The sequence below is a fragment of the Actinocrinis sp. genome (assembly GCF_035605935.1).
Classification (GTDB): Bacteria; Actinomycetota; Actinomycetes; order Streptomycetales; family Catenulisporaceae; genus Actinocrinis.
In genome coordinates, this window is the sequence record NZ_DATNGK010000254.1 from 1 (window position 1) to 20,613 (window position 20,613).

14 protein-coding genes and 2 pseudogenes are annotated in these 20,613 nt (G+C 67.0%); 8 read left to right on the forward strand and 8 right to left on the reverse strand.

The annotated features are described in order from the left end of the window. The coding region (locus tag VN779_RS20115; RefSeq protein ID WP_325725646.1) for a cellulose binding domain-containing protein at positions 1-278 on the reverse strand (278 nt) is incomplete at its 3' end. Positions 279-521: 243 nt separating this feature from the next. Between VN779_RS20115 and VN779_RS20120 the strand changes: the two genes are divergently transcribed. The 5 genes from VN779_RS20120 to larA all read left to right on the forward strand — a co-directional run bounded on the left by VN779_RS20120 (position 522) and on the right by larA (position 6,954). Continuing rightward, on the forward strand, positions 522-1,895 hold the full coding sequence (locus tag VN779_RS20120) for an enolase C-terminal domain-like protein (protein WP_325725647.1): 1,374 nt from the start codon (positions 522-524) through the stop codon (positions 1,893-1,895). Positions 1,896-1,906: 11 nt separating this feature from the next. Continuing rightward, a complete protein-coding gene (locus tag VN779_RS20125) occupies positions 1,907-2,980 on the forward strand; it encodes a sugar ABC transporter substrate-binding protein (protein WP_325725649.1) in 1,074 nt (357 codons plus the stop codon). Between the two features lie 95 nt (positions 2,981-3,075). Further along, positions 3,076-4,587, forward strand: a complete 1,512-nt coding sequence (locus VN779_RS20130; RefSeq protein ID WP_325725651.1) for a sugar ABC transporter ATP-binding protein — start codon at positions 3,076-3,078, stop codon at positions 4,585-4,587. Between the two features lie 31 nt (positions 4,588-4,618). Further along, the gene (locus tag VN779_RS20135) at positions 4,619-5,632 is read left to right on the forward strand and encodes an ABC transporter permease (protein ID WP_349260863.1); all 1,014 of its coding nucleotides are present in this window, start codon (positions 4,619-4,621) and stop codon (positions 5,630-5,632) included. 41 nt (positions 5,633-5,673) lie between these two features. Next, positions 5,674-6,954, forward strand: coding sequence for a nickel-dependent lactate racemase (larA, locus tag VN779_RS20140; protein ID WP_325725654.1), 1,281 nt, complete (start codon positions 5,674-5,676; stop codon positions 6,952-6,954). Between the two features lie 90 nt (positions 6,955-7,044). Here the strand turns inward: larA and VN779_RS20150 are convergent. Further along, positions 7,045-9,156: pseudogene (locus tag VN779_RS20150) on the reverse strand (RICIN domain-containing protein). A 402-nt stretch (positions 9,157-9,558) separates the two neighbouring features. Between VN779_RS20150 and VN779_RS20155 the strand changes: the two are divergent. Next, the gene (locus tag VN779_RS20155; RefSeq protein ID WP_325725660.1) at positions 9,559-10,572 is read left to right on the forward strand and encodes a LacI family DNA-binding transcriptional regulator; all 1,014 of its coding nucleotides are present in this window, start codon (positions 9,559-9,561) and stop codon (positions 10,570-10,572) included. A gap of 78 nt (positions 10,573-10,650) precedes the next feature. Here VN779_RS20155 and VN779_RS20160 read toward each other — a convergent pair whose 3' ends face one another. Further along, a complete protein-coding gene (locus VN779_RS20160; protein WP_325725662.1) occupies positions 10,651-10,863 on the reverse strand; it encodes a hypothetical protein in 213 nt (70 codons plus the stop codon). A gap of 209 nt (positions 10,864-11,072) precedes the next feature. Here VN779_RS20160 and VN779_RS20165 point away from each other — a divergent pair, with 209 nt between their 5' ends. Further along, positions 11,073-12,797: a cellulase family glycosylhydrolase gene (locus tag VN779_RS20165; RefSeq protein ID WP_325725663.1), complete on the forward strand. Its 1,725-nt coding sequence runs from the start codon at positions 11,073-11,075 to the stop codon at positions 12,795-12,797. A gap of 70 nt (positions 12,798-12,867) precedes the next feature. On the opposite strand, the gene VN779_RS20170 is transcribed toward VN779_RS20165, so the two are convergent. From VN779_RS20170 to VN779_RS20185, 4 genes are all read right to left on the reverse strand, one after another. Next, on the reverse strand, positions 12,868-14,673 hold the full coding sequence (locus VN779_RS20170; protein ID WP_325725665.1) for an RICIN domain-containing protein: 1,806 nt from the start codon (positions 14,671-14,673) through the stop codon (positions 12,868-12,870). 280 nt (positions 14,674-14,953) lie between these two features. Further along, a complete protein-coding gene (locus VN779_RS20175; protein WP_325725667.1) occupies positions 14,954-15,997 on the reverse strand; it encodes a LacI family DNA-binding transcriptional regulator in 1,044 nt (347 codons plus the stop codon). Positions 15,998-16,041: 44 nt separating this feature from the next. Continuing rightward, complete coding sequence (locus VN779_RS20180) at positions 16,042-16,974, reverse strand: expansin EXLX1 family cellulose-binding protein (RefSeq protein ID WP_325725669.1); 933 nt, start codon at positions 16,972-16,974, stop codon at positions 16,042-16,044. 206 nt (positions 16,975-17,180) lie between these two features. Further along, the gene (locus VN779_RS20185) at positions 17,181-18,476 is read right to left on the reverse strand and encodes a cellulose binding domain-containing protein (protein ID WP_325725671.1); all 1,296 of its coding nucleotides are present in this window, start codon (positions 18,474-18,476) and stop codon (positions 17,181-17,183) included. Between the two features lie 340 nt (positions 18,477-18,816). On the opposite strand from VN779_RS20185, the gene VN779_RS20190 reads away from it, so the two are divergent. After that, positions 18,817-19,740, forward strand: coding sequence for an SAM-dependent methyltransferase (locus VN779_RS20190; protein WP_325725673.1), 924 nt, complete (start codon positions 18,817-18,819; stop codon positions 19,738-19,740). Between the two features lie 688 nt (positions 19,741-20,428). Here the strand turns inward: VN779_RS20190 and VN779_RS20195 are convergent. Continuing rightward, positions 20,429-20,613, reverse strand: a pseudogene (locus tag VN779_RS20195) (carbohydrate ABC transporter permease); the annotation flags it as partial.

The following is a 20,613-nucleotide window of genomic DNA, read 5'->3' on the forward strand; positions in this document are numbered from 1 at the left end:
CCCAGGGATCCGTTGTACGACACGTTCGTGACGGTCACGTTCGCGCCGGACTGGGTGTAGCTACCGTTCCACAGCTGCGTGATCGTCTGCCCGGCACCGAACGACCAGGCCAGGCTCCAGCTGCTGATCGCACTGCCGAGATTGGTGATGGCGACGTTCGCGCCGAAGCCACCCGGCCACTGGCTGCTCACCGTGTACGAGACCTGACAGCCCGCGGCAGCCTGCGCGGACGTGGTGGCCGCGGCCGTGAGGCCGGCAGCAACGACCACCGCAGCCATCCCTCCTGCGAGCCATGGCCGATGATCAGTGAGTTTCAACGCGGATCTCCTCGCTGGTCGTGGGTACCTCCGAATCTGCCGCAATTTCCGGTGTGATGGGATGTGTACGCCCGAGTTGAGCCATCTCGCCAGGCGAAGTCAACGAAAGTTACAACTGATCAAACCTTGATCACGTCCCGATCGCGGTCTCACCGGCCCGCGCCCTCTAGACGCCGGGGTGTGATCGGCACTTAAATACATCCCATGTCTGGCACTCGGGAGACCATCACCGCGGTAGAGGTGGTGGATGTCCGCTTCCCCACCTCGCTCGAACTCGACGGCTCCGACGCGATGAACCCGGAGCCCGACTACTCGGCTGCTTACGTCACCGTGCGTACTAGCGGCGGGGACGCGGGCTACGGACTCGTCTTCACCGTCGGCCGCGGCAACGACGTGCAGGTCGCCGCCGTGCGGGCACTCGCCCCGCTGGTGCTCGGCCTGCCGGTGGCGCACGTGCTCGGCGACCTGGGCGGCTTCTCCCGGCGGCTGACCGGCGATAGCCAGTTGCGCTGGCTGGGCCCCGAGAAAGGCGCCATCCACATGGCCGCGGGCGCGATCATCAACGCGGTCTGGGACCTGTACGCCCGTCTTGAAGGCAAGCCGGTCTGGCAGCTGCTGTCCGAGCTGACTCCGGATCAGCTGGTGGACCTGGTCGACTTCCGCTACCTGCAGGACGCGCTGACCCGCAAGGAGGCCCTCGCCATCCTGCGGCGCGCCGAACCGGGGCGCGCCGAGCGCGCGGCTCGACTGCTGGAGGAAGGCTACCCCGCCTACACCACCACACCGGGCTGGCTCGGGTACACGGACGAGAAGCTGGTGCGGCTCTCGAAGGACGCGGTCGCTGAGGGCTTCTCGCTGATCAAACTGAAGGTCGGCGCGGACCTGGCGAACGACCTGCGGCGGATGCGCCTGGCCCGCGAGGCGGTGGGCGCGGACATCCGCATCGCCGTCGACGCGAATCAGGCCTGGGGCGTGCATCAGGCCATCGGCTGGATGACGCAGCTGGCGCCGTACGACCCGTACTGGATCGAGGAGCCGACCTCACCGGACGACATCCTCGGTCACGCGGCGATCCGCCGCGCGCTCGCCCCGGTCAAGGTCGCCACCGGCGAGCACGTGCACAACCAGGTGATGTTCAAGCAGCTGCTTCAGGCCGGCGCCATCGACGTGCTCCAACTGGACGCGAGCCGCACCGCGGGCATCACCGAGAACATCGCGATCCTTTTGCTGGCGGCCAAGTTCGACATCCCGGTGTGCCCGCACGCCGGCGGGGTCGGGCTGTGCGAGATGGTGCAGCACCTGGCAATGTTCGACTACGTCGCGGTCAGCGGCACCACCGCGAACCGCGTCATCGAGTACGTGGACCACCTGCACGAACACTTCACCGATCCGGTCCGCATCCGCGGCGGCCGCTACCTGGCTCCGGTCGCCCCCGGTATCAGTGCTCAGATACACCCTGTCTCGGTCGCGGCGCACCGTTACCCCGACGGACCGGTGTGGTCCGCCCTCGGCGGTGCCCGCGACCCACACCCGCTCCCCGATGTCCCGGGCCTGTCCACGGCCCACACCGCTCAGTGAGGAAGGCAGCAATGAAGCTCAGAAGCCTCGCGTTGTGCACCGCAGCCGCGCTCTCCCTCGGCGCGCTCGCCGGGTGCTCGAGCACCAAGTCGACCGGTGCGTCCAGCGGCGGCGGGGGTGGCAGCGCTCCGGTCGTGGGCGTGGACTACCCACGTTCCGACACCGACTTCTGGAACTCCTTCATCCAGTACACCCCGCAGTTCGGCAGCAAGCTCGGCCTGGATTTGAAGACCACGAACTCGCAGAACGACGTGGCCAAGCTGGCCTCGAACGTGCAGACCATGATGGCCGAGGGTGTGCAGGGTGTGGTGATGGCGCCGCAGGACACCGCTGCGATCGCGCCGACGCTCTCGCAGCTGGCCGCCAAGAAGATCCCGGTGGTGTCGGTGGACACCCGGCCGGACACCGGCAACGTGTACATGGTGGTGCGCGCCGACAACCGGGCGTATGGCACCAAGGCCTGCCAGTTCCTCGGAACCAAGCTGAACGGCAAGGGCGAGGTGGTCATGCTGGAAGGCGACCTGGCCTCCATCAACGGCCGCGACCGCACCGAGGCGTTCAACGACTGCATGAAGCAGAACTTCCCCGCCATGAAGGTGTACGGCGAGGCCACCAACTGGGACGGGGCGACCGCCTCGCAGAAGCTGCAGACCGACCTGACGGCGCATCCGAACATCAAGGGCGTCTACATGGAATCCAGCTTCGCGCTTTCCGGCACGCTGCAATTGCTCCAGCAAAAGGGTCTGCTCGTGCAGCCGACCGACCCCAAGCACGTGTTCGTCGTCTCCAACGACGGCATCCCGGAGGAGCTGAAGGACATCGCGGCCGGCAAGATCGACGCGACCGTATCGCAGCCCGCTGACCTGTATGCCGAATACGCGCTCTACTACATCAAGGCCGCGATCGCGGGCAAGACCTTCCAGCCGGGTCCGACCGACCACAACAGCACCATCATCCAGGTGCGCGCCGGCCTGCTCGAGGACCAGCTCTCCGCGCCGCTGGTGACCGCGGACGGTGCGAGCTACGGCGGGGCCTCCAGCCTCAAGAGCACCGACACCTCGCTGTGGGGCAACCACCTCAGCTGAGGCGGGCCCGCAGGAGACACGACGCAAGAGCGGAAAGCGGTACACGGCAATGGCGCGGTGTGTGACGTGGGCACTGTGTGGGATGGCGGCGTGAAATGAATGGGGCTGCGCCGGTCGCCGAGGCGACCGGCATCACCAAGCGGTTCGGCTCGACGGTGGCGCTGCGCGAGGCGCACATCACCGTCGAGGCCGGCCAGACGCATGCCCTGGTCGGGCGAAACGGCGCCGGCAAGTCCACGCTGGTCTCGATCCTGACCGGGCTTCAGCTCCCGGACGAGGGCGCGGTGACCTTCGGCGGCGCGCCCGCGCCGCGGCCGGCCGACCGAGACTCCTGGCGGCGCCGGGTGGCGTGCGTGTATCAGAAGTCGACGATCATCCCGCAGCTGACGGTGGCGGAGAACCTGTTCCTGCACCGGCACGCGCGCGGCCACGGCGGGCTGATCAGCTGGCCCGCCGTGCGCCGCCAGGCGCGGGAACTGCTGGCGACCTGGTCGGTGGATGTGGACGTGCGCGCCCCGGCCGGGGATCTGTCGGTCGAGCAGCGGCAGTTCGTGGAGATCGCGCGGGCGCTTTCGTTCGGCGCGCGGTTCATCATCCTGGATGAACCGACCGCGCAGTTGGACGCAGCCGCGATCGCCCGGCTCTTCCAGCGCATCCGCGAATTGCAAGCGCAGGGCGTCACGTTCCTGTACATCAGCCACCATCTGGAGGAGATCTACGAGATCTGCGACACGGTGACGGTGTTCCGGGATGCGCGCCATGTGCTCACGGCCCCGGTTGGGCAACTGGCACGCGCGGAACTGGTGGGGGCGATGACCGGAGAGGCCGCTGGCGCCGCAGCAGGGCTGCGTGAGCATACGAAGGTCGAGGAAGCCGCACCAGAAGTACTGGCCATCGCAGACCTCTCCCTCGCGGACACCTACGACGAGGTCTCGTTCACCGTGCGCGCGGGCGAGATCGTCGGCCTGGCCGGGGCGGCGAGCAGCGGCAGGACGGAACTAGCCGAGACGATCGCCGGCCTGCGCGCTGCCGCCGGCGGAGAGGTCCGCATCGCCGGGCGGCGTCCACGGCCCGGCAGCGTGCCGGACGCGCTGGCCGCCGGGGTCGGGTTCGTGCCGCAGGACCGCCACCACCAGGGCTACGTGCCACAGATGTCGATCGCGGACAACGGCACACTCAGCGTGCCGCGGCGGCTCGGACCGCGCGGCCTGATCAACCACCGGCGGCGCGACGAGATCGCGCACACCATGATCGACAACCTGGCCATCGTGACCCCCGGACCCGAGCAGCAGGTCTCCGGCCTGTCCGGCGGCAACCAGCAGAAGGTGGTCATGGCCCGGGCCCTGGCCGACAACCCGAAAGTACTCGTACTGATCAGCCCGACCGCCGGGGTGGACGTGCGGTCCAAGGAGTTCCTGCTCGGCAAGGTCGAGCAGACGGCGGCGGAGGGCACCGGAGTGCTGATCGCCTCGGACGAACTGGACGACCTGCGCGGCTGCGACCGGGTTCTGGTGATGTTCCAAGGCCGCATCGTGGCCGAGATGACACGCGGATGGCACGACCACGCCCTGGTCGCCGCGATGGAAGGAGTGGATCTGCGTGTCTGAGACCGCATCCGATACCGCGTCAGAGGCCGCGATGACCAAGGACGCGCGCGGCGCGCACACCGCCGCGGCGCAGCCGGGTCGGCGTATCGCCATCGCCCGGTTGCGCGACCTGGCGCTGATCCCGGCCATCATCGCGATCGCGATCGTCGGCCAGGTGGTCAACCCGGTGTTCCTGCGCTCCGACAACCTGATCAACGTTTTGCAGACGATGTCCGAGATCGCGGTGCTGGTCCTGGCCGAGACCCTCGTGCTGATCGTGAAGAAGATGGACCTGTCGCTTGAGTCCACGATGGGCCTGGCGCCGGGGGTCGCCGCGTGGCTGACCGTGCCGAAGGGAGCCGGGCACGGGCTGGGCCTGCTGCCGGGCACCTGGGCGGTGCCGGTGACCCTGGCGGTCGGCCTCGCCATCGGCATCGTCAACGCCCTGCTGATCATCCGGTTCGGGCTCAACGGCTTCATCGTCACCCTCGGCATGCTGATCGTGCTGCGCGGCCTGCTGACCGGCATCTCCGGCGGCCAGACCTTCTTCAACCTGACCGGCTCGATGCTGTACCTGGGCACGGCGCAGTGGCTGGGCATGCCGGCGTCGGTCTGGGTCACCCTGATCTTGTTCGCGATCGGGATCGTGGTGCTCAGTTACACCAGCTTCGGCCGCTCGCTCTACGCGATCGGCGGCAACGTGGACGCCGCCAAGACCGCCGGTATCCGCACCGACCGGGTGCTGTGGACCGTCATGATCACCGCGAGCATGCTCGCGGCGCTCGGCGGCCTGATGCTCTCCGGGCGGCTCGCGTCGGTGGCCTCCGCTCAGGGTAACGGCGACATCTTCACCGTCTTCGCCGCGGCCGTGATCGGCGGCATCAGCCTCAATGGCGGCAAGGGCAGCATGTTCGGTGCCTTCACCGGAATCCTGCTGCTGTTCCTGATCCAGAACGTCCTCACGCTCGGCGGTGTGCCGGCGCAGTGGATCGGGGCGCTAAACGGCGCGATCATCCTCGTCGCACTCGTCATCTCACGTATCACCGGAGGCAAAGTCCAAGACTGAGTTTGTGGAGCAAGTCCGGGATCAACTGGGACAGGGGCGACATGAAGGTGCGCCTGGCGTACGGCGAAGACGATCTGGATATCGACGTCGATCCGCACCGGGCCACCATCGTCGAGCCCGTATACCGCTGTGCCGCAGCGGATCCGCGCGCTGCACTGCGCGCCGCGCTGCGAAATCCGGTCGCCGGTCCGCCGCTGCGTGAGAAGGTCAAGCGCGGGCAGACGGTCGCGATCTGCGCCTGCGATGGCACCCGGCCGCAGCCGCGCGACCTGATGATCGCGGTGCTGCTGGAAGAACTTGACGGTCTTGTGCGCCTCGAGGATGTGGTGATCCTGGTGGCGGCCGGGACACATCGCGGCAACACCGAGGCCGAGTGGCGGCAGATGTTCGGCGACCAGGTCGTCGACGCGGTGCGGATCGTGAATCACGACGCGCGTGACCGCGATCGACTGGTGTGGCTCGGGCGGTTCGGTAACGACGTGCCAGTGTGGCTCAACCGCGAGTGGGTCGAGGCGGACGCGCGCATCACGACCGGGTTCGTCGAGCCGCACTTCTTCACGGGTTTCTCCGGCGGGCCGAAGCTGGTCGCGCCGGGTCTGGCGGCGCTGGAGACCGTTCTGGTTCTGCACGACGCCAAGCGGATCGCCCATCCCTCCGCGACCTGGGGCGTCACCGTGGGCAACCCGGTACACGATGACGTTCGCGCGATCGCCGCGGCGACCGGGGTGAGTTTCGCTCTCGACGTCGTGTTGAACCGGGAGAAGCAGATCGTCGCGGCGTACGGGGGCGCTCTGCTGCCTATGCATTCGGTCGCCTGTAGCCACGCGAAGGCGTTGGCGATGCGGCCCGTGGCCGATCCCTTCGACGTCGTGGTCACCACCAATTCCGGCTATCCGCTGGACCAGAACCTGTACCAGTCGGTCAAGGGCATGTCGGCCGCATTCCAGGTGGTGCGGCCGGGCGGCATCATCGTGTGCGCGGCCGAGTGCCGAGACGGTTTCCCGGACCACGGCTCGTATCGTGACCTGCTCGCCTCGGCAGCCTCGCCGGAGGCGCTGCTCGCCGAGATCAAGGCCCGGCCGCACACCGTGCCGGACCAGTGGCAGGTGCAGATCCAGGCTCGGATCCAATCCGGCAGCCGCGTGGTCATGCGCACCTCGTATCTCAGCGACGCTGACCTCGCCACCGCACACCTGGAACAGACCGCTGATATCAGTGCGACCGTGGCCGAGGCTCTGGCGGCGGCCGGTCCTGGTGCGCGGGTTTGCGTTCTGCCCGAAGGCCCGCGGACGATTCCGTATCTGCTGCCAGTGACGCCGTAAAGGGCTGATTCACCCGGCCGCAAGTGCGACTGCGCGGCCGGGTGAATCAGCCTTCTTTATCCCCCGCGTGCTTACCTGAGCGCCGGAGCGTCAGCGGACGTTGAAGTCCTGGTTGGTGCCGGGGGCGTTCTTGCACGGCCATTGGTCCAGCTGCTGGCCTTGGTTGCTGCCGGCGCCGTAGACATCCAGGCACAGGCCGCTGTTCTGGTTCTTGAACTGCCACGAACCGTCGGACTGCTGCTGGGGCAGCCACTGGCTGGCGGCGTTGCCGTTGACCGCCTGCTGCACGATGTCCGGGCTTCCCTAGGTCGTGGAGCTGTTGGCGACGGCCACGTCCTGCCCGGAGTTGTGCGCCTGGATCTCGCCGTAGCCGCCGGAGGTGGGTACGAACTGGAACTGTTGATTGCTCTGGCCGTTGCAGGCCCACTGGTCGATGGCCGCGCCGGCGGTGCTGGTGTTGCCGTATACGTCCAGGCACAGGCTGTTGCTGGCCACCACGAGCTGGTGATAACCGCTCGGGAAACCACCACCGTTGCTACCGCCGCTGATCGTCCAGGTAAAGGATGCGGACCCTGATGCGCCGGTGCTGTCGGTCGCGGTGACCGACGCGTTGAAGGTCCCGGACGCGGTCGGCGTACCGGAAATCAGACCCGATGACGAGATCGAGAGCCCTGCGGGCAGGCCGCTGGCACTGTAGGTCAGCGTCTGTCCGGACGCGGAGTCGCTCGCCTGGATCTGCAGACCGCTGATCGCGGTCCCCACCGTCCCGGACTCGCTGCCCGGATTCGTCACCGTGACCGTGTTCCCGCTCGTCGAGCCGGCGGGCGTCACGTAGACCCCGAACGCGTCGTGGGAGGCCTGGAAGGTGATCGGCACGGTGATCGAGCCGCTCGAAGCGCTGACTGTCTGGTTGTAGACCACCTGCGGGGAGCCGAGCGGCGCCTGGTCGGGGATGCGGTCCACGCGCACGTTGACGCTCCCGCTTCCCGACAGCCAGGAGAGGGAAGAGAGCCCGTTGAAGGTCACTGAGGCCGCGCCGGTGTAGCCGTTGGAGTCGCCGATGATCGCGACCGCGCGCTTGGCCGTGCTGTCCTCGGAGGCCGAGATCGCGGTGCTGTTGACTTGGCCGGAGGTGTCGACCAGGGTTCCGGTCATGTCGGCGTAGTCACGCAGCGCCCACCAGTTCCCGGTCGGTTGCCACGTGCCGTTGACCTGCGTAAGCACGCCGGTCAGGTTCGGAGTCACGCAGCACACCCAGTTGCCGCGCATCGCGTTGTAGTAGCCGGACTGGGCGAAGCGGGCCAGGTACCACGCCGTGACGCCCGCGGTCTGCCGGTCGGCCGGTTGGTATTCGTTCGCCGACAGCGGCCGCGAGCCGACCCCGGCGGACGAGAGGGCGTTGTTCAAGCCCTGCGAGACCGCGACCGGGTCGTCCACGTCGCCCTCGTCGTGGTTGGTGATCATGTCCGGGACCGTGCCGGCCGACTTCACGTGCGACAGCCACGTGGACCACTGACTCGCCCTGGCCAGCGGGGTGTAGGCGAAGGACGGTCCGACGATGGTGGCGTTGGGAGCGACCTTGCGCAGTTCCCGGTAGGCGGTGTCCCACATCTGGAAGTACTGGGTGCTGTTGACCCCGGCCTTCCAGAACACCGAGATGTCCGGCTCGTTGTCGATGTCGTAGGCGAACTTGATCCCGGTGGCCTGAAGCGCGCCGACCGTCTGGTCGATGAAGGTCGCCCAGTTCGAGCAGTTGCCGTTGTCACACGGGTACATCGTGTTCGAGGGCTGACCGCCGTTCAGGCCGTACAGGTCCGTCAGCAGCACCTGGTACTGCGCGTGGTACGGCGGCTGAGTCAGCCTCTTGCCCTCCGCCACGATCGAGTTGATGTCGGCCTGCGTCGCCGAGCCGAGCTGGTAATTGTCCTTGATCCAGCCTCCGGAGAACCACCCCCCGCCGCGGAACGCGTTGATCCCCAGCGGCTGGATGAACTGATCGGCCGGCTGCGTCCCGTCCGAGGTGAACCCGTAGAGGAAGCCCTCGCCCACGCCGGTCGACGGCCCTCGGGTCGAGGCGAGGTTCACACTCAGCGACTCACTACCCGCCGCATGGCCTGGCAGGGCTGCCACCAACGGCAACCCCAGCACCAGCGCCGTCCCGGCCGCCAACGCGAGGCGGACGGGCCTGACTCTCGTTCTCATCGACTTCTCCTACGGATCGGCGCCATTGTCGAACCAGCACACTGTCGAACCAGCATTGTCGAACTGAAGCTGTCGAACCGATTCACATCGCGGCTCGACCGGGATATTACGGCGGGTGGATAGACCGGTCAATGGAATGGGCGATCGCCGGAAGTCGAAAAGCGCGAAGCTTTCGAATCGATTGACTTTACCCATGCTCTAGACACCAGAGCACAGGTATTTATGTAAGTTTCAGCGCGCGGCCCGGCGCACCGCATTGCTGCGGAGCACGTCCCCCGACTACACTTCCGGCTGGTCTGGTGAATCGGTTCGAGCGCGCCGACCACGTCGTTCCCGAGCGAACGGCACGCTGACGAGTCGAACGGAAGGGTGGAGGACGCCCGGATGTCGCGAGGGGGTTCGATGAATATCGGCGAGGTCGCCCGGCGATCCGGTGTGTCGCGCAGCACCGTCTCGTACGCGCTGAGCGGCAAGCGCGCAGTCTCCGAAGCGACCCGGCGGCGTATCCAGGAGGTCATCGACGAGCTCGGATACCGCCCGAACGCCGCCGCGCGGGCCCTCAAGGAAGGTCGCACGCGCACCATAGGCCTGGTGATCCCGCCGGCCGGGGGGCACCTGACGCTGATGCAGCTCGACTTCGTCGGCGCGGTGATGGAAGCGGCCGCTCGCGCCGACCTCGACGTACTGCTCTCCCCCTCCGGCGGCGACCACGAGCGCTCCTTCGAGCGGCTCATCACCGGGCGCCGAGTGGACGGGGCGCTGCTGATGGAAGTGCGCTTGGACGATCCGCGCGCCCAGCGGTTGCAGGAGGAGGGCCTGCCGTTCGTGACTATCGGTCGCACCGGCCAGCCGAACGGGATGTGCTGGGTCGACATCGACAGCGCGACGCTGATAAGCCGCTGCGTCGACCACCTAGCCGACCTCGGGCACCGGCACATCGCCCTGATCAACCGGTCCGCCGACATGGTGGCGTCGGGCTACGGTCCGGCGAACCGGGCACGTGAAGGTTTCGCTCAGGCGATCGCGCGCCGCGGCGTCGAAGGCGCGGAGTTCTACTGCGGTGACAGCGCGCACGCCGGCGGGGCGTGCGTCGAGGAGATTTTGCGCACGCATCCCGAGACCACCGCCATCGCGACGGTGAACGAGGCGGCGCTGCCCGGAGTGCAGCGCGCGTTGGAGCGAGCCGGGCTCGACATTCCGCGGCGCTTCTCGGTCACCGGGATCGTGGCGCGGCACTGGGCCGAGCAGTTCCATCCGCAGCTGACCGCCGCCGACGTGCCCGCGAGCGAGATGGGCGCGACCGCGGTCCGGTTCCTGATCGAGCGCATCGCCATGCCGGACGCCGCGCCCACGCAGGAATTGTTCGCGCCGCCGATCTCCTTGCGCAACAGCACCGGCCCGGCGCCCAGCAGATAACGGCAGCGCGGGACAACAGCAGCGCGAGACAACAGCAGCACGGCAGCGCCCGGGCCGGGACCGATCCGATAGACCTGGTCATTGGGGATCGGGTAGGTGCCCGCCATGGCGGCCGGCCAGCTGAGCGGTCGGCAACGCGGCCATGATCTCGGCTGGTGTGTCCGCGGCGGTGATCCAGTAGTCGATCTGGCGGGCCTGCTCGGCGACCCAGCGGGTTGCGTCCTCGCCGAGTTCGACCCGGCCCATCGCAGGGTTATTCGAGCCCAGCGTCGAACATGTTCGCCTATGCATCGATTCGCTTCGATGTTAAATTCACGCCCGCGCCCTGGGCAGCCACGCGGCCCGGTGCGCCTTAGTGCGTGCTCAGCAGCTAGCACTGATCCCATGTGTCGAAGTGCTTCGGAGCGCCGAACCGAGCCTGCGCCACCCATTCCTGGAAGGTGCACGTGACAGCCAGACTCACCAGACCTCTCCCCCGACAGCGCGCGGCGGCGCGACGCGTGCCGAGGGCGGCGGCCTTCGCCTTGGCGATCGCGCTGCTGCCGGCCATGCCGGCCGCCGCGGCGCACGCTTCGGCTGCTTCCGGTTCGACCGCGTCTACGGATAGCCCGGTCCTCCCGGCGCCGTCGAACAGCACGATGACTGCCGTGGCCGCGATGCAGCCGAGCTGGAACCTGGGCAACACCCTGGATGCGATTCCGGACGAGACCTCGTGGGGCAACCCCGCGGTCACAAAGGCGGTGTTCGACAAGATCCGTTCGCAGGGCTTTCACAGCGTTCGCATACCGGTGACCTGGCAGGCCCACATGCAGGCCACGGCTCCCTACACCGTCGACGCGACTTACATGGCTCGGGTCAAGCAGGTCGTCGACTGGGCGCTGTCCGACGGGCTCTACGTCGAGATCAACGTCCACCACGACTCGTGGGAGTGGATCTCCAACATGACCACCGAGCACGATGCCGTGCTCGCCCAGTTCAACGCGCTGTGGACGCAGATCGCCGCCGAGTTCAAGGACGAGCCGCGCAAGCTGCTGTTCGAGAGCGACAACGAGCCGCAGTTCAACAACGCCACTTCGGCGCAGGACACCCAGTTCCTCGACGAGCTGAACACCTCGTTCTTCCACATCGTGCGCCAGTCCGGCGGCAAGAACGCGACCCGGCTGCTGGTGTTACCCACGCTCGGCTGCACCCCAAGCCAGCCGCTGATGGACGACCTGAGCGCCGAGATGGCGTCGCTGAACGACCCGAACCTGGTCGCCACGGTGCACTACTACAGCTTCTGGCCGTTCAGCGTGAACATCGCGGGCTTCACGACGTTCAACGCCCAGACGCAGCAAGACTTGCTCGACACGTTCGGCCGCATCTACAACACGTTCATCGCCAAGGGCATCCCGGTGTACCTGGGCGAGGACGGGCTGCTGAGCTACCCGGACTACACCAACCCGAACAACGAGGTCGAGCCGGGCGAGGCACTGAAGTACTTCGAACTGCTCGGCTATGAGGCACGGATCAACCACGTCACGATGGCGTTGTGGGATCCGGGCACGTTCCTGAACCGCAACACCCTGCAATGGCGCGACTCGACCCTGTTCGACCAGATCAAGTCCGGCTGGACCACGCGCTCCGGCACCGCGGCCTCGGATCTGCTGTTCGTGCCGAAGTCGAGCCCGATCATCGCGCAGACCCTCAACCTGAACTTGAACGGCACCGAGTTCCGCTCGCTGTGGGCGAACGGCCAGGAGCTGCGCAAGGGCCGGGACTACGCATATTCCAACGGTCAGATCACACTGACGGCCGCGGCCATCACGAAGCTGGTCGGCGCCCGCGCCTACGGCGTGAATTCGACCCTAGAAGTGCGCTTCTCCAAGGGCGTACCGTGGCACATCAACGTGATCACTAACGATACGCCGACCGTTTCCGCCGCCACCGGAACCACCGACGCCTTCGCCCTGCCGACCCAGTTCAACGGGGACGAGCTGGCGACCATGGAGGCCAAGTACGCCGACGGCAGCAACGCCGGAACCGCGACCTGGACCTCGTACCAGCAGTTCACCAGCACGTTCGCGCCGGACTACCCGAACGGCGCGATCAAGCTGACCCCGGCCTTCCTCAACGCTCTCACGGACGGCGCCCCGGTCACGCTCACGTTCCACTTCTGGAGCGGGGCGCTGGTGACCTACCACGTGACCAAGACCGGCACGACGGTCACCGGTAGCGCCAGCTGACCTCAGCGCCCTGGCGCAACGCACTGACTCCCGCGCCTGCCGGCAGGCGCGGGAGTCGCAGGTATGAGCACTACTTGAGCTGCCACTCCTGCGAGCCGTCGCTAGTCGCGGCCTGCAGGGTCAGGTGTGCGTCCGTCGAAGCACCGGTCAGGTACAAGCTCGGGTTCCCGGTCGACTGAAACTCGACGTTCCCATCCGCGAGCTTGATGAGCGTCCAAAGCCCGGCCGGGGTGTTGTCGACCCACTGGCCGATCTGCTGGCCCGCCGTGGCGTTGCCGGTCCAGATCTCGGCCGCGCGGCCGCCGGACTTGTTCAGCAGCGTCACGTTGCCGTCCGCCTTCGTCACCACGTGCCACAGCTGAGTGTCCGGGTTCGCCGCCGAGGCGACGGGCTCCAGCTCCACGTCGGGGGCGTTGCCGTTGCCGAGGTTCGCGTCGGTCGTGTTGTTGTGCGTGCCGATCACTTGCCCGGTCAGCTTGTTGATGATCTGGTAGTACTTGCCTGCGGAATGGCCGAGATCAACGTCTGCGTAGATGATCGTCGACGTGCCTTGATTGCCGACGATCACCACCTGGCCGGTGCGTGCATCGTAGGTCAGGTTGCGGCTGTAACCGGCTGGCACGGTCGTCTGGTACTCAGTCCACGAGCCGGTGGTGCTGCCGCTCGCGTTGACCCAGATGTCACCGCTATTGGCGGCGTTGAATGCCAAGCGCCCGCCCGCGAGTCGCACCAGGACCGGGCTACCACCCTGCGACAGCGTTCTCGACCCCGCGGTGACCGGCAGGGTGCTGATCCCCATGCCATCGGGCCCGCCGACCGAGTAGAAATGCAGCGGATCGCGGGCGACCTTGTACCTGACGTTGTCGCCGCCGCCCCAGAACTCGAAGGTCAGCAGCCACTTGCCGTCACTGGTCGGCGCGACGTTCGTCATTCCGGGCCGGCCGCCGCCGATCTCCGTCTTGCCGGCGTCCAGGCTTAGCGTCGTGCCCGACACGTCGACCACCGCGCCGCTCCAGGGCGCGTTCGTGCCGGTCCAGGTGCGGTGGGCGAGGATCTGACCGTGCGAGTCGGCCGCAGTCGCGTTGTCAGGGTCGATCGTCGGCGCGCCGGTGGCGGTGTTGTAGCCGACGTAGTCGTTCTCGTCCGAGTAGTACGCGATCAACTTCCCGTTGTAAGCCAGCAGATACGGTTCCCATACCGGATCAACCTCACGGTACGTATTCGCCGTCGAGACATTGCTCCCAATCGCCCCCGCGCTGCCGCCCTGCCAGCCGCCCGTGGTGATGATGTTGAGGAACTTCCAATCAGTGCCCTGACTGGTGCTGGCGTACAGGGCGATCGCCATGTCGGCGCGGTCGCCGTCGTTCGAGGGAACCCAGTTCGGGTCCGCGGCCTTGTGCTCGAGGTAGTACTGGTCGTCGCCTGATACGACGGCGGCCAGCAGCAGTGTTCCCGCCCGCAGATTCCCGACCGATTGCGGAAGGACGTACAGGTAGGGGTTGGTCCACGCGCTGGTGTACTTCGCGTAGCGCGGGTCGCTCGACAGGTAAGCCGGCGCCTTCACCTGGGAGAGTTGCTGCCAGCTCGTGCCGTCGTCGTCGCTCTTGTAGACCGGCAGCGTCTGGCCTGCGGCCGAGCCGGAAGCCGGCACCGTGGACAGCTCGAAGGACGCGACCAGCCTGCCGGAGGGCAGCTGCGCCGCCTTCGGGTAGATCGCGCAGTTGCCGCGGCCCTTCAGGCACGGCTGATTGCCCGGCAGTTGGTACATGGTTCCCGGCGTTGGGCTGTATGCCTGAGCGGACGTCACGTAGACCATCGAGGCAGCCAACGCCGCGATGGACGCGGCGACGGCTATACCGAGCTTCCTTGCTCGCATTGGCTCTCCTCACGTACCCGGCGCATCGCCCGACTCGAGCGATGGCGCCTGTCCGGAAAGGTCCGAACATGCTCAACCTGTGAGCGGCAGGCCGCGTGCCTATTCACGCCGCCCGGCGTCGGTAGTCTCGACTGCGTATGACTGCGTAGTCAATAGTCCGCTCGGAAGCTTAACTTTTCGGATCTGGACAGCGCCTCATAAGTGGCCTTCTAGCTGCCTGTTCTCCCGCCATCCCGGAAGAGCCGCCGCAGTATGACTACCTAGTCATACTGCGTCCCGTTCAGCCGCTAGCCGCCGTAGACTCGCGGACGATGAGCGGCGGGTCGACTTCGTGCAGAGTGCGTTCCACTGCGCCGGGCTCGCTGATTTCCGCGGCGAGCAGACCGACGCCCTCGGTGGCGACCGCATCGAAGTCCTGCGCAATGGTGGTCAGCGCCGGGCGGAGAAACCGGGCCGAGGGGATGTCGTCCATTCCGATGACACTCACGTCGCCGGGCACCTGCCGACCGGCATCCTGCAGCGCCCTGATCAGGCCGATGGCCATGTCGTCGTTGGCGACGAACACCGCCGTCATCGCCCTGTCCTCGGCCAGCTGCAGCCCAGCTCGGTAGCCGCTCTCACACGACCAGTCCCCGGCGACCGGCTCGACCACCGGCAAGCTGGCTTCCAGCAGCGCGGCGCGCCAACTGTCGGCACGGTCGCGCGATGCCCACCAGCGCGGCGGCCCGGCGATGTGCCTGATCTCCGTGTGTCCGAGTTCGATCAAGTGTCTGGTCGCCACAGAGCCGCTGCGATCCGACTTCTCGGCGGACCGGATCCGCCGGGCCGCGACCAGGCCAGGGAACCTGCCGATTGTCAGCACCGGTACATCGACCGTGACGGTGATCTGTCCCTCGTCGATCGCCTCGGCGACAACGATGCCGTCGACCCCCTGCTCAAGCAGCCCCTCGATCGCGTCGGCGACCCCGTGTTGGTCGTCCTCGCTCGTGTGCGCGACGCTGACCGCATAGCCGAGGCGGCGCGCCGACCGCTCGATCGCCACCAGCATCGTCATCGGCCCGTACAGGCGGGTGCCGAGCGAGATCACACCCAACCGGCGGCTTCGTCCGGACAACAGGCTGCGCGCGGCGCCGTTGGGCCGGTAGCCGAGCTGAGTGGCTGCCCGAAGCACGCGATCGCGCACTTCGTCGCGAACGTATGGCTCGTTGTTCATGACTCGCGACACGGTCTTCTGCGACACGCCCGCGAGCCGCGCCACATCAGTGCTCGCAGCGCGAACCGGCTGCTGCCGTGCGCGACCGGGCGACACGTTCCCCACTCCCATCCGCAACCCGCTGAAGATCCCCAGTCTACGGCGCGCTGCCAGGTCTAATGCTGGGCGAACTGGACCGAGGTCGGCTGCACGACGTCCGGCGACACGGAGATGCCGCCGATGGTCAGTTGCTGCCCATAGATATCGGTGACCCTGATCGTGCTGCCGCAGCCGGCGCCGTCCGCCGCGAGGAAGTAGTTGTAGTCGGTGCGTGGCAACGACCGCCAGCCGCCACTGACGCGGACCTCGAGCCGCGCCACCGGATTGCGGTGGCCGATCACCTGGATGCCGCACCAGTACTGGCTGGACCCGCTCTTGTACCGGATCGAGATCGAGTTGCTCAGGCTCGGGCTAACCAGCTTCCAGCTGATCGGGATGCGCCCCGCGCTGGGATTGGCGAGCTTGGCGAAGGCCTGCTGGCTCAGGTCAATCTGCCCAGGCGCGCAGGGCAGCGGACATTCGTTGGTGATCAGAACAGTGATGGATGCACCATTGGCCGCGCGGACGAGCACGTAGTCCCCGCAGGCCTTGGCCGACTCGTAGTCGGTGTAGTTCATCGCCGCGATCATCATGTTGGCGGCGGGACCGAACAGGCACGCACCGTTGCCGTCTGCGGCGCTGTACTCGGTGGCCACGCCCTGATACGTCACGCCCGGCTGGATCCGGCCCGCGAGTGATCCAGTACCCGTCGACCCGCCGCCGCCACTCGTCGCAAGCGCCTTCGTAGGCGAAGCGCTCGTCGGCGAGGGGCGCGTGGGCGAAGCGCTCGCCGCGACCGGTGTCGGAGTCGCCGATGCCGCGGGCAACGAGAGCGTCTTCGCGCCGGCCGCGGGAGTGATCGCGCCCCGTCCGGCATCGGCCTTGCTAGCCGGAAGCGATGACACGATCAAGTAGCCGACGATCGCGACGGCGAAGAAGCCTGCCGCGGCTGCCGACACGATCGGCCATCGTCTGCTGCTCGACCGGCTGTGCCGCACCGGCTGGCTCATCGCCTTCACGCTCCGCTCTTAAGGATCTCGACCCACTTTTCCGTACCTAGTCCGTCTGAGCGGCGAAAAAGTTGCCACGCATCTCGCGGCGGCTGAACGCTGCTCCCAGATCGCGGCCCGGCCGCGGTTTCGCACCGCGACCGGGCCGGATTTCGGCGACGCGTCCTGTCAGCGCTAGGTGACGGGAAGACATCCCACCACTGTGATCACGGGCTGGTGCAGGTGAGCATCGGCGCGGAGGGTGCGCCGTTGGCGAGGAACCCGAAGGTGGTCGACGCTCCGGTGCCGAGTTGACCGTTGTAGGAGACGTTCTTGACCGTCACCGACGATCCACTGGTGCTCAGCGTTCCGTTCCATACCTGCGTGATCTGCTGACCGCCAGCCAGACTCCAGTGCACGCTCCAGCCGTTGATCGCGGCACTGCCGGCACTCACCGTGACCTGCCCCTGGAACCCGCCGGGCCAGGAACCCTCAGCCTGATACGTCGCCGTGCACGCTCCAGGCGGCGGAGGGCTGCTGCTCGCCGATGCTGAGGCACTGGCCGACGGGCTGCTGGACGCACTAGCCGACGCAGACGTCGACGGCGAGGGGCTGCCACCGCCCGGCGGCACGTACGGGCACTTACTCTGGTACATCGAGATCGTGCTCGGATCCGGCAGCGACGGGCACAGGAATTGCTCGTACCGCGTATCGCTGTCCAGGAACACCTTGAGCCACGGGATGATCAGCTTCATCTCCACGTTGTTCGCATGCGTGTAGTACGTGTGGCTCGCGCCCGCGATCTCCGCGCGCGCACTCTGCGTCGAAGCAGGAAGCGTGGCGTACAGGTTCGTGAGATATGACGGCGTGACGGTCCCGTCAGCCTGCCCGCCGACAATGAGCGAAGGGACTTGGTCGCTCGCCATGCTCAGCCCCATGCCGGGGAAGCCAGGGGCCAGACCGATCATCGCCCGCAGCGACGGGCGCTGCTCAGCCGCCTCGATCGCTCCCGCGCCACCCGCCGAGTGACCCAGTACCGACAGCCGGTTCGGATCGACTTCGCCCTTGACCGGACTAGCCGTCGTCAGCCAGTTGAGCGCAGCCAGCAACTCCGCGGCACGCTGGGAATCGCTGTCCGTGGTCGTGTTGGTCTCGATGCAGACCACCACGAAACCGAAGGAGGAGAGCCAGGGGCCCATCCACGCCTCTTCGTTCGCGCATTTGGCGGTGTACCCGGGCACGATCGCCAGTGCGCCCCAGGTGCCCTGACTCGTGTCGGTCGGGTAATAGACCACTCCCCCGCCAAACCCGTTGCCCGCCGCTACGCTCATCTGCGCCGTCGCGAACGTGCCGCGCGTCGCCTCAATGCTCGCAATCGTCGGATCAGGTCCACGCTGGGTGCTGTTCGGCGTCACCACATTCGGCGCGGGTTGGGCCGCGGCCGGACCGACCGTGAGCATGGCCACGATCACGGCCGCGACCGCTAAAACCGCCGCGACCGCCGACCTTGCTTCTCGTCGCATCGACTACCTACCTCCTCAAGGCACCAGCGCAGGCTTTGGTGGGATGTGCAGGCCTGGCATCGCGGAAGCTGCCAAGACAATCAGGAAACCTCAAGAGCGGTTCGTAACCGCATGACGACGGCCGCAACCCATGACTGCGCATTAACAAAGGCCACGCAAGGTATTTGAGTCCCGTGACAAACCTCGCCGGAACACCGAGTCGCCCAGTGCCGGCGAAACTTTCAAGCGATCTCGACCCCGTCCGGTCAGGGCAGGAGGCGCGACATCCTATGATTCCGGGACGCAACGACGGTAGAGGTCTACGTTAGTGATCGACGGCACCGAACCGCAGGGAGATCTCATGAGCCAGAGCGCTGACGAAGCCGAGGTCGCCGACAGGGCGCAGCGCATGAACGCGAGAATCGACACCACGAGGCCGAACCCGGCCCGCGTGTACGACGTCTTCCTCGGCGGCAAGGACAACTACCCGGTGGACCGCGTCGCCGCGATGGCCGCGCTCAAGGCCAATCCACGGGGTTTCCTCAACGTTTGGCACAACCGCGACTTCGTGCGACGCGCCGTCAGCCACCTGACCGCGGACGCGGGCATCCGGCAGTTCCTCGACGTCGGCACGGGGCTGCCGACCGCGGAGAACGTGCACGAGATCGCGCAGCGGATCGCGCCGCGGTCGCGGATCGTCTACGTGGACAACGACCCCGTGGTGCTGGCGCACGCTCGTGCCCTGCTCTTCAGCAGCTCCGAAGGCGCGACCGACTATCTCGACGCCGACCTGCGCGATCCAGAGACCATCCTGCGCGAGGCCGAGCGCACACTCGACTTCAACCAGCCGATCGCTTTGGTACTCGCGGCGATCCTGCACTTCGTCGAGGACGAGGCGGCGTATGACGTGGTGTCCCAGCTTACGAACGCCCTAGCCCCCGGAAGCTATCTGATCGCGAGTCACCTGACAGCCGATCTGAACCCGGAAAACGGCATGCGGGTAGCCAAGACCTATGCGGAGAGCGGCCTGACATTCGTGCTGCGCTCAAAGCAGGACTTCCTTCGATTCCTCACGGACAACGGCCTCGAGATCGTGGAACCCGGCGTCGTCCCAGTGCACCACTGGCGGCCGGACCACCGTCCGTGGGCCCTCAGCACGCATCGGCCGATCGAGACCGACCTGCTCGACCACATGGACGAGATTGACAAGATCAGGTACCGGGACATCAACGACGTCACGGACGCCGACGTCAACGTCTACGGGGTCCTCGCCCGTAAGCCGTGAGCAGCTCGGCCAAGCGGCTGCCGCGCTGTCTCGTTCAACTGGACAACCTGCTTTTCCGAACCGACTAACCGCCGGCCGCCATCGCGCTATTTCCCCAATAAAACCCCGCGATGACATCTCCGATACGCGGCTGGACTACGGCGGCGAGTCTCGTTCACAACGGCTCTCGAGCACAGACGCCCTTGTGCGCTGTGAGTCTCGCGATAGCTTCGCCGACGGCGGTTGAGGGTAGCGCGGGACACGCGTGCACAGATTTTCAGAAAGGCAGATGCCAGCAAAACCGCCGGTGCTCCGTGTCACGCCACATACGGTTCCGCTCGCGTGAGGTACCGGTGCCCGGTCGGAGCACTCCACATGACTTCGCCTTCGTTGCCGCGCTGCACTTTCCGGCTTCTCGCGGTCATGAGCCGCTCAAGTGAAAAACCTGTGCACGCGTGTCCTGCGTTACCGTCAACCGCCGTCGGCGAAGCTATCGCGAGACTCACAGCGCGCAAGGGCGCCTGTGGTCAAGCGAAGCGGTAAACGAAACTCGCCGCCGTAATCCGGCCGCGTAGCGGAGATGTCATCGCGGGGTTTTGTATGGGAAAAGCGGGACGGCGGGCGGCGGTTGGTCGGGTGGGAAAGACAGGTTGTCCAGCTGCGCGAGACAGACTCGCTGTCGCAAGCCTGTCTCGCGCAGGACGCGGTTCTAGTCCTTGACGGCGCCGGTGGTGATGCCGGCGGCGACGTAGCGTTGGGCGAGGATGAGCAGGGCGGTGGCGGGGATGGAGGCGACCACGGCGGTGGCCATGATGGCGTTCCATTGCTGGTTGTTGTTGCCGATGTAGTGGTAGATGCCGAGGGTGATGGGCTGTCGGCCGCTGCCGGAGTCCA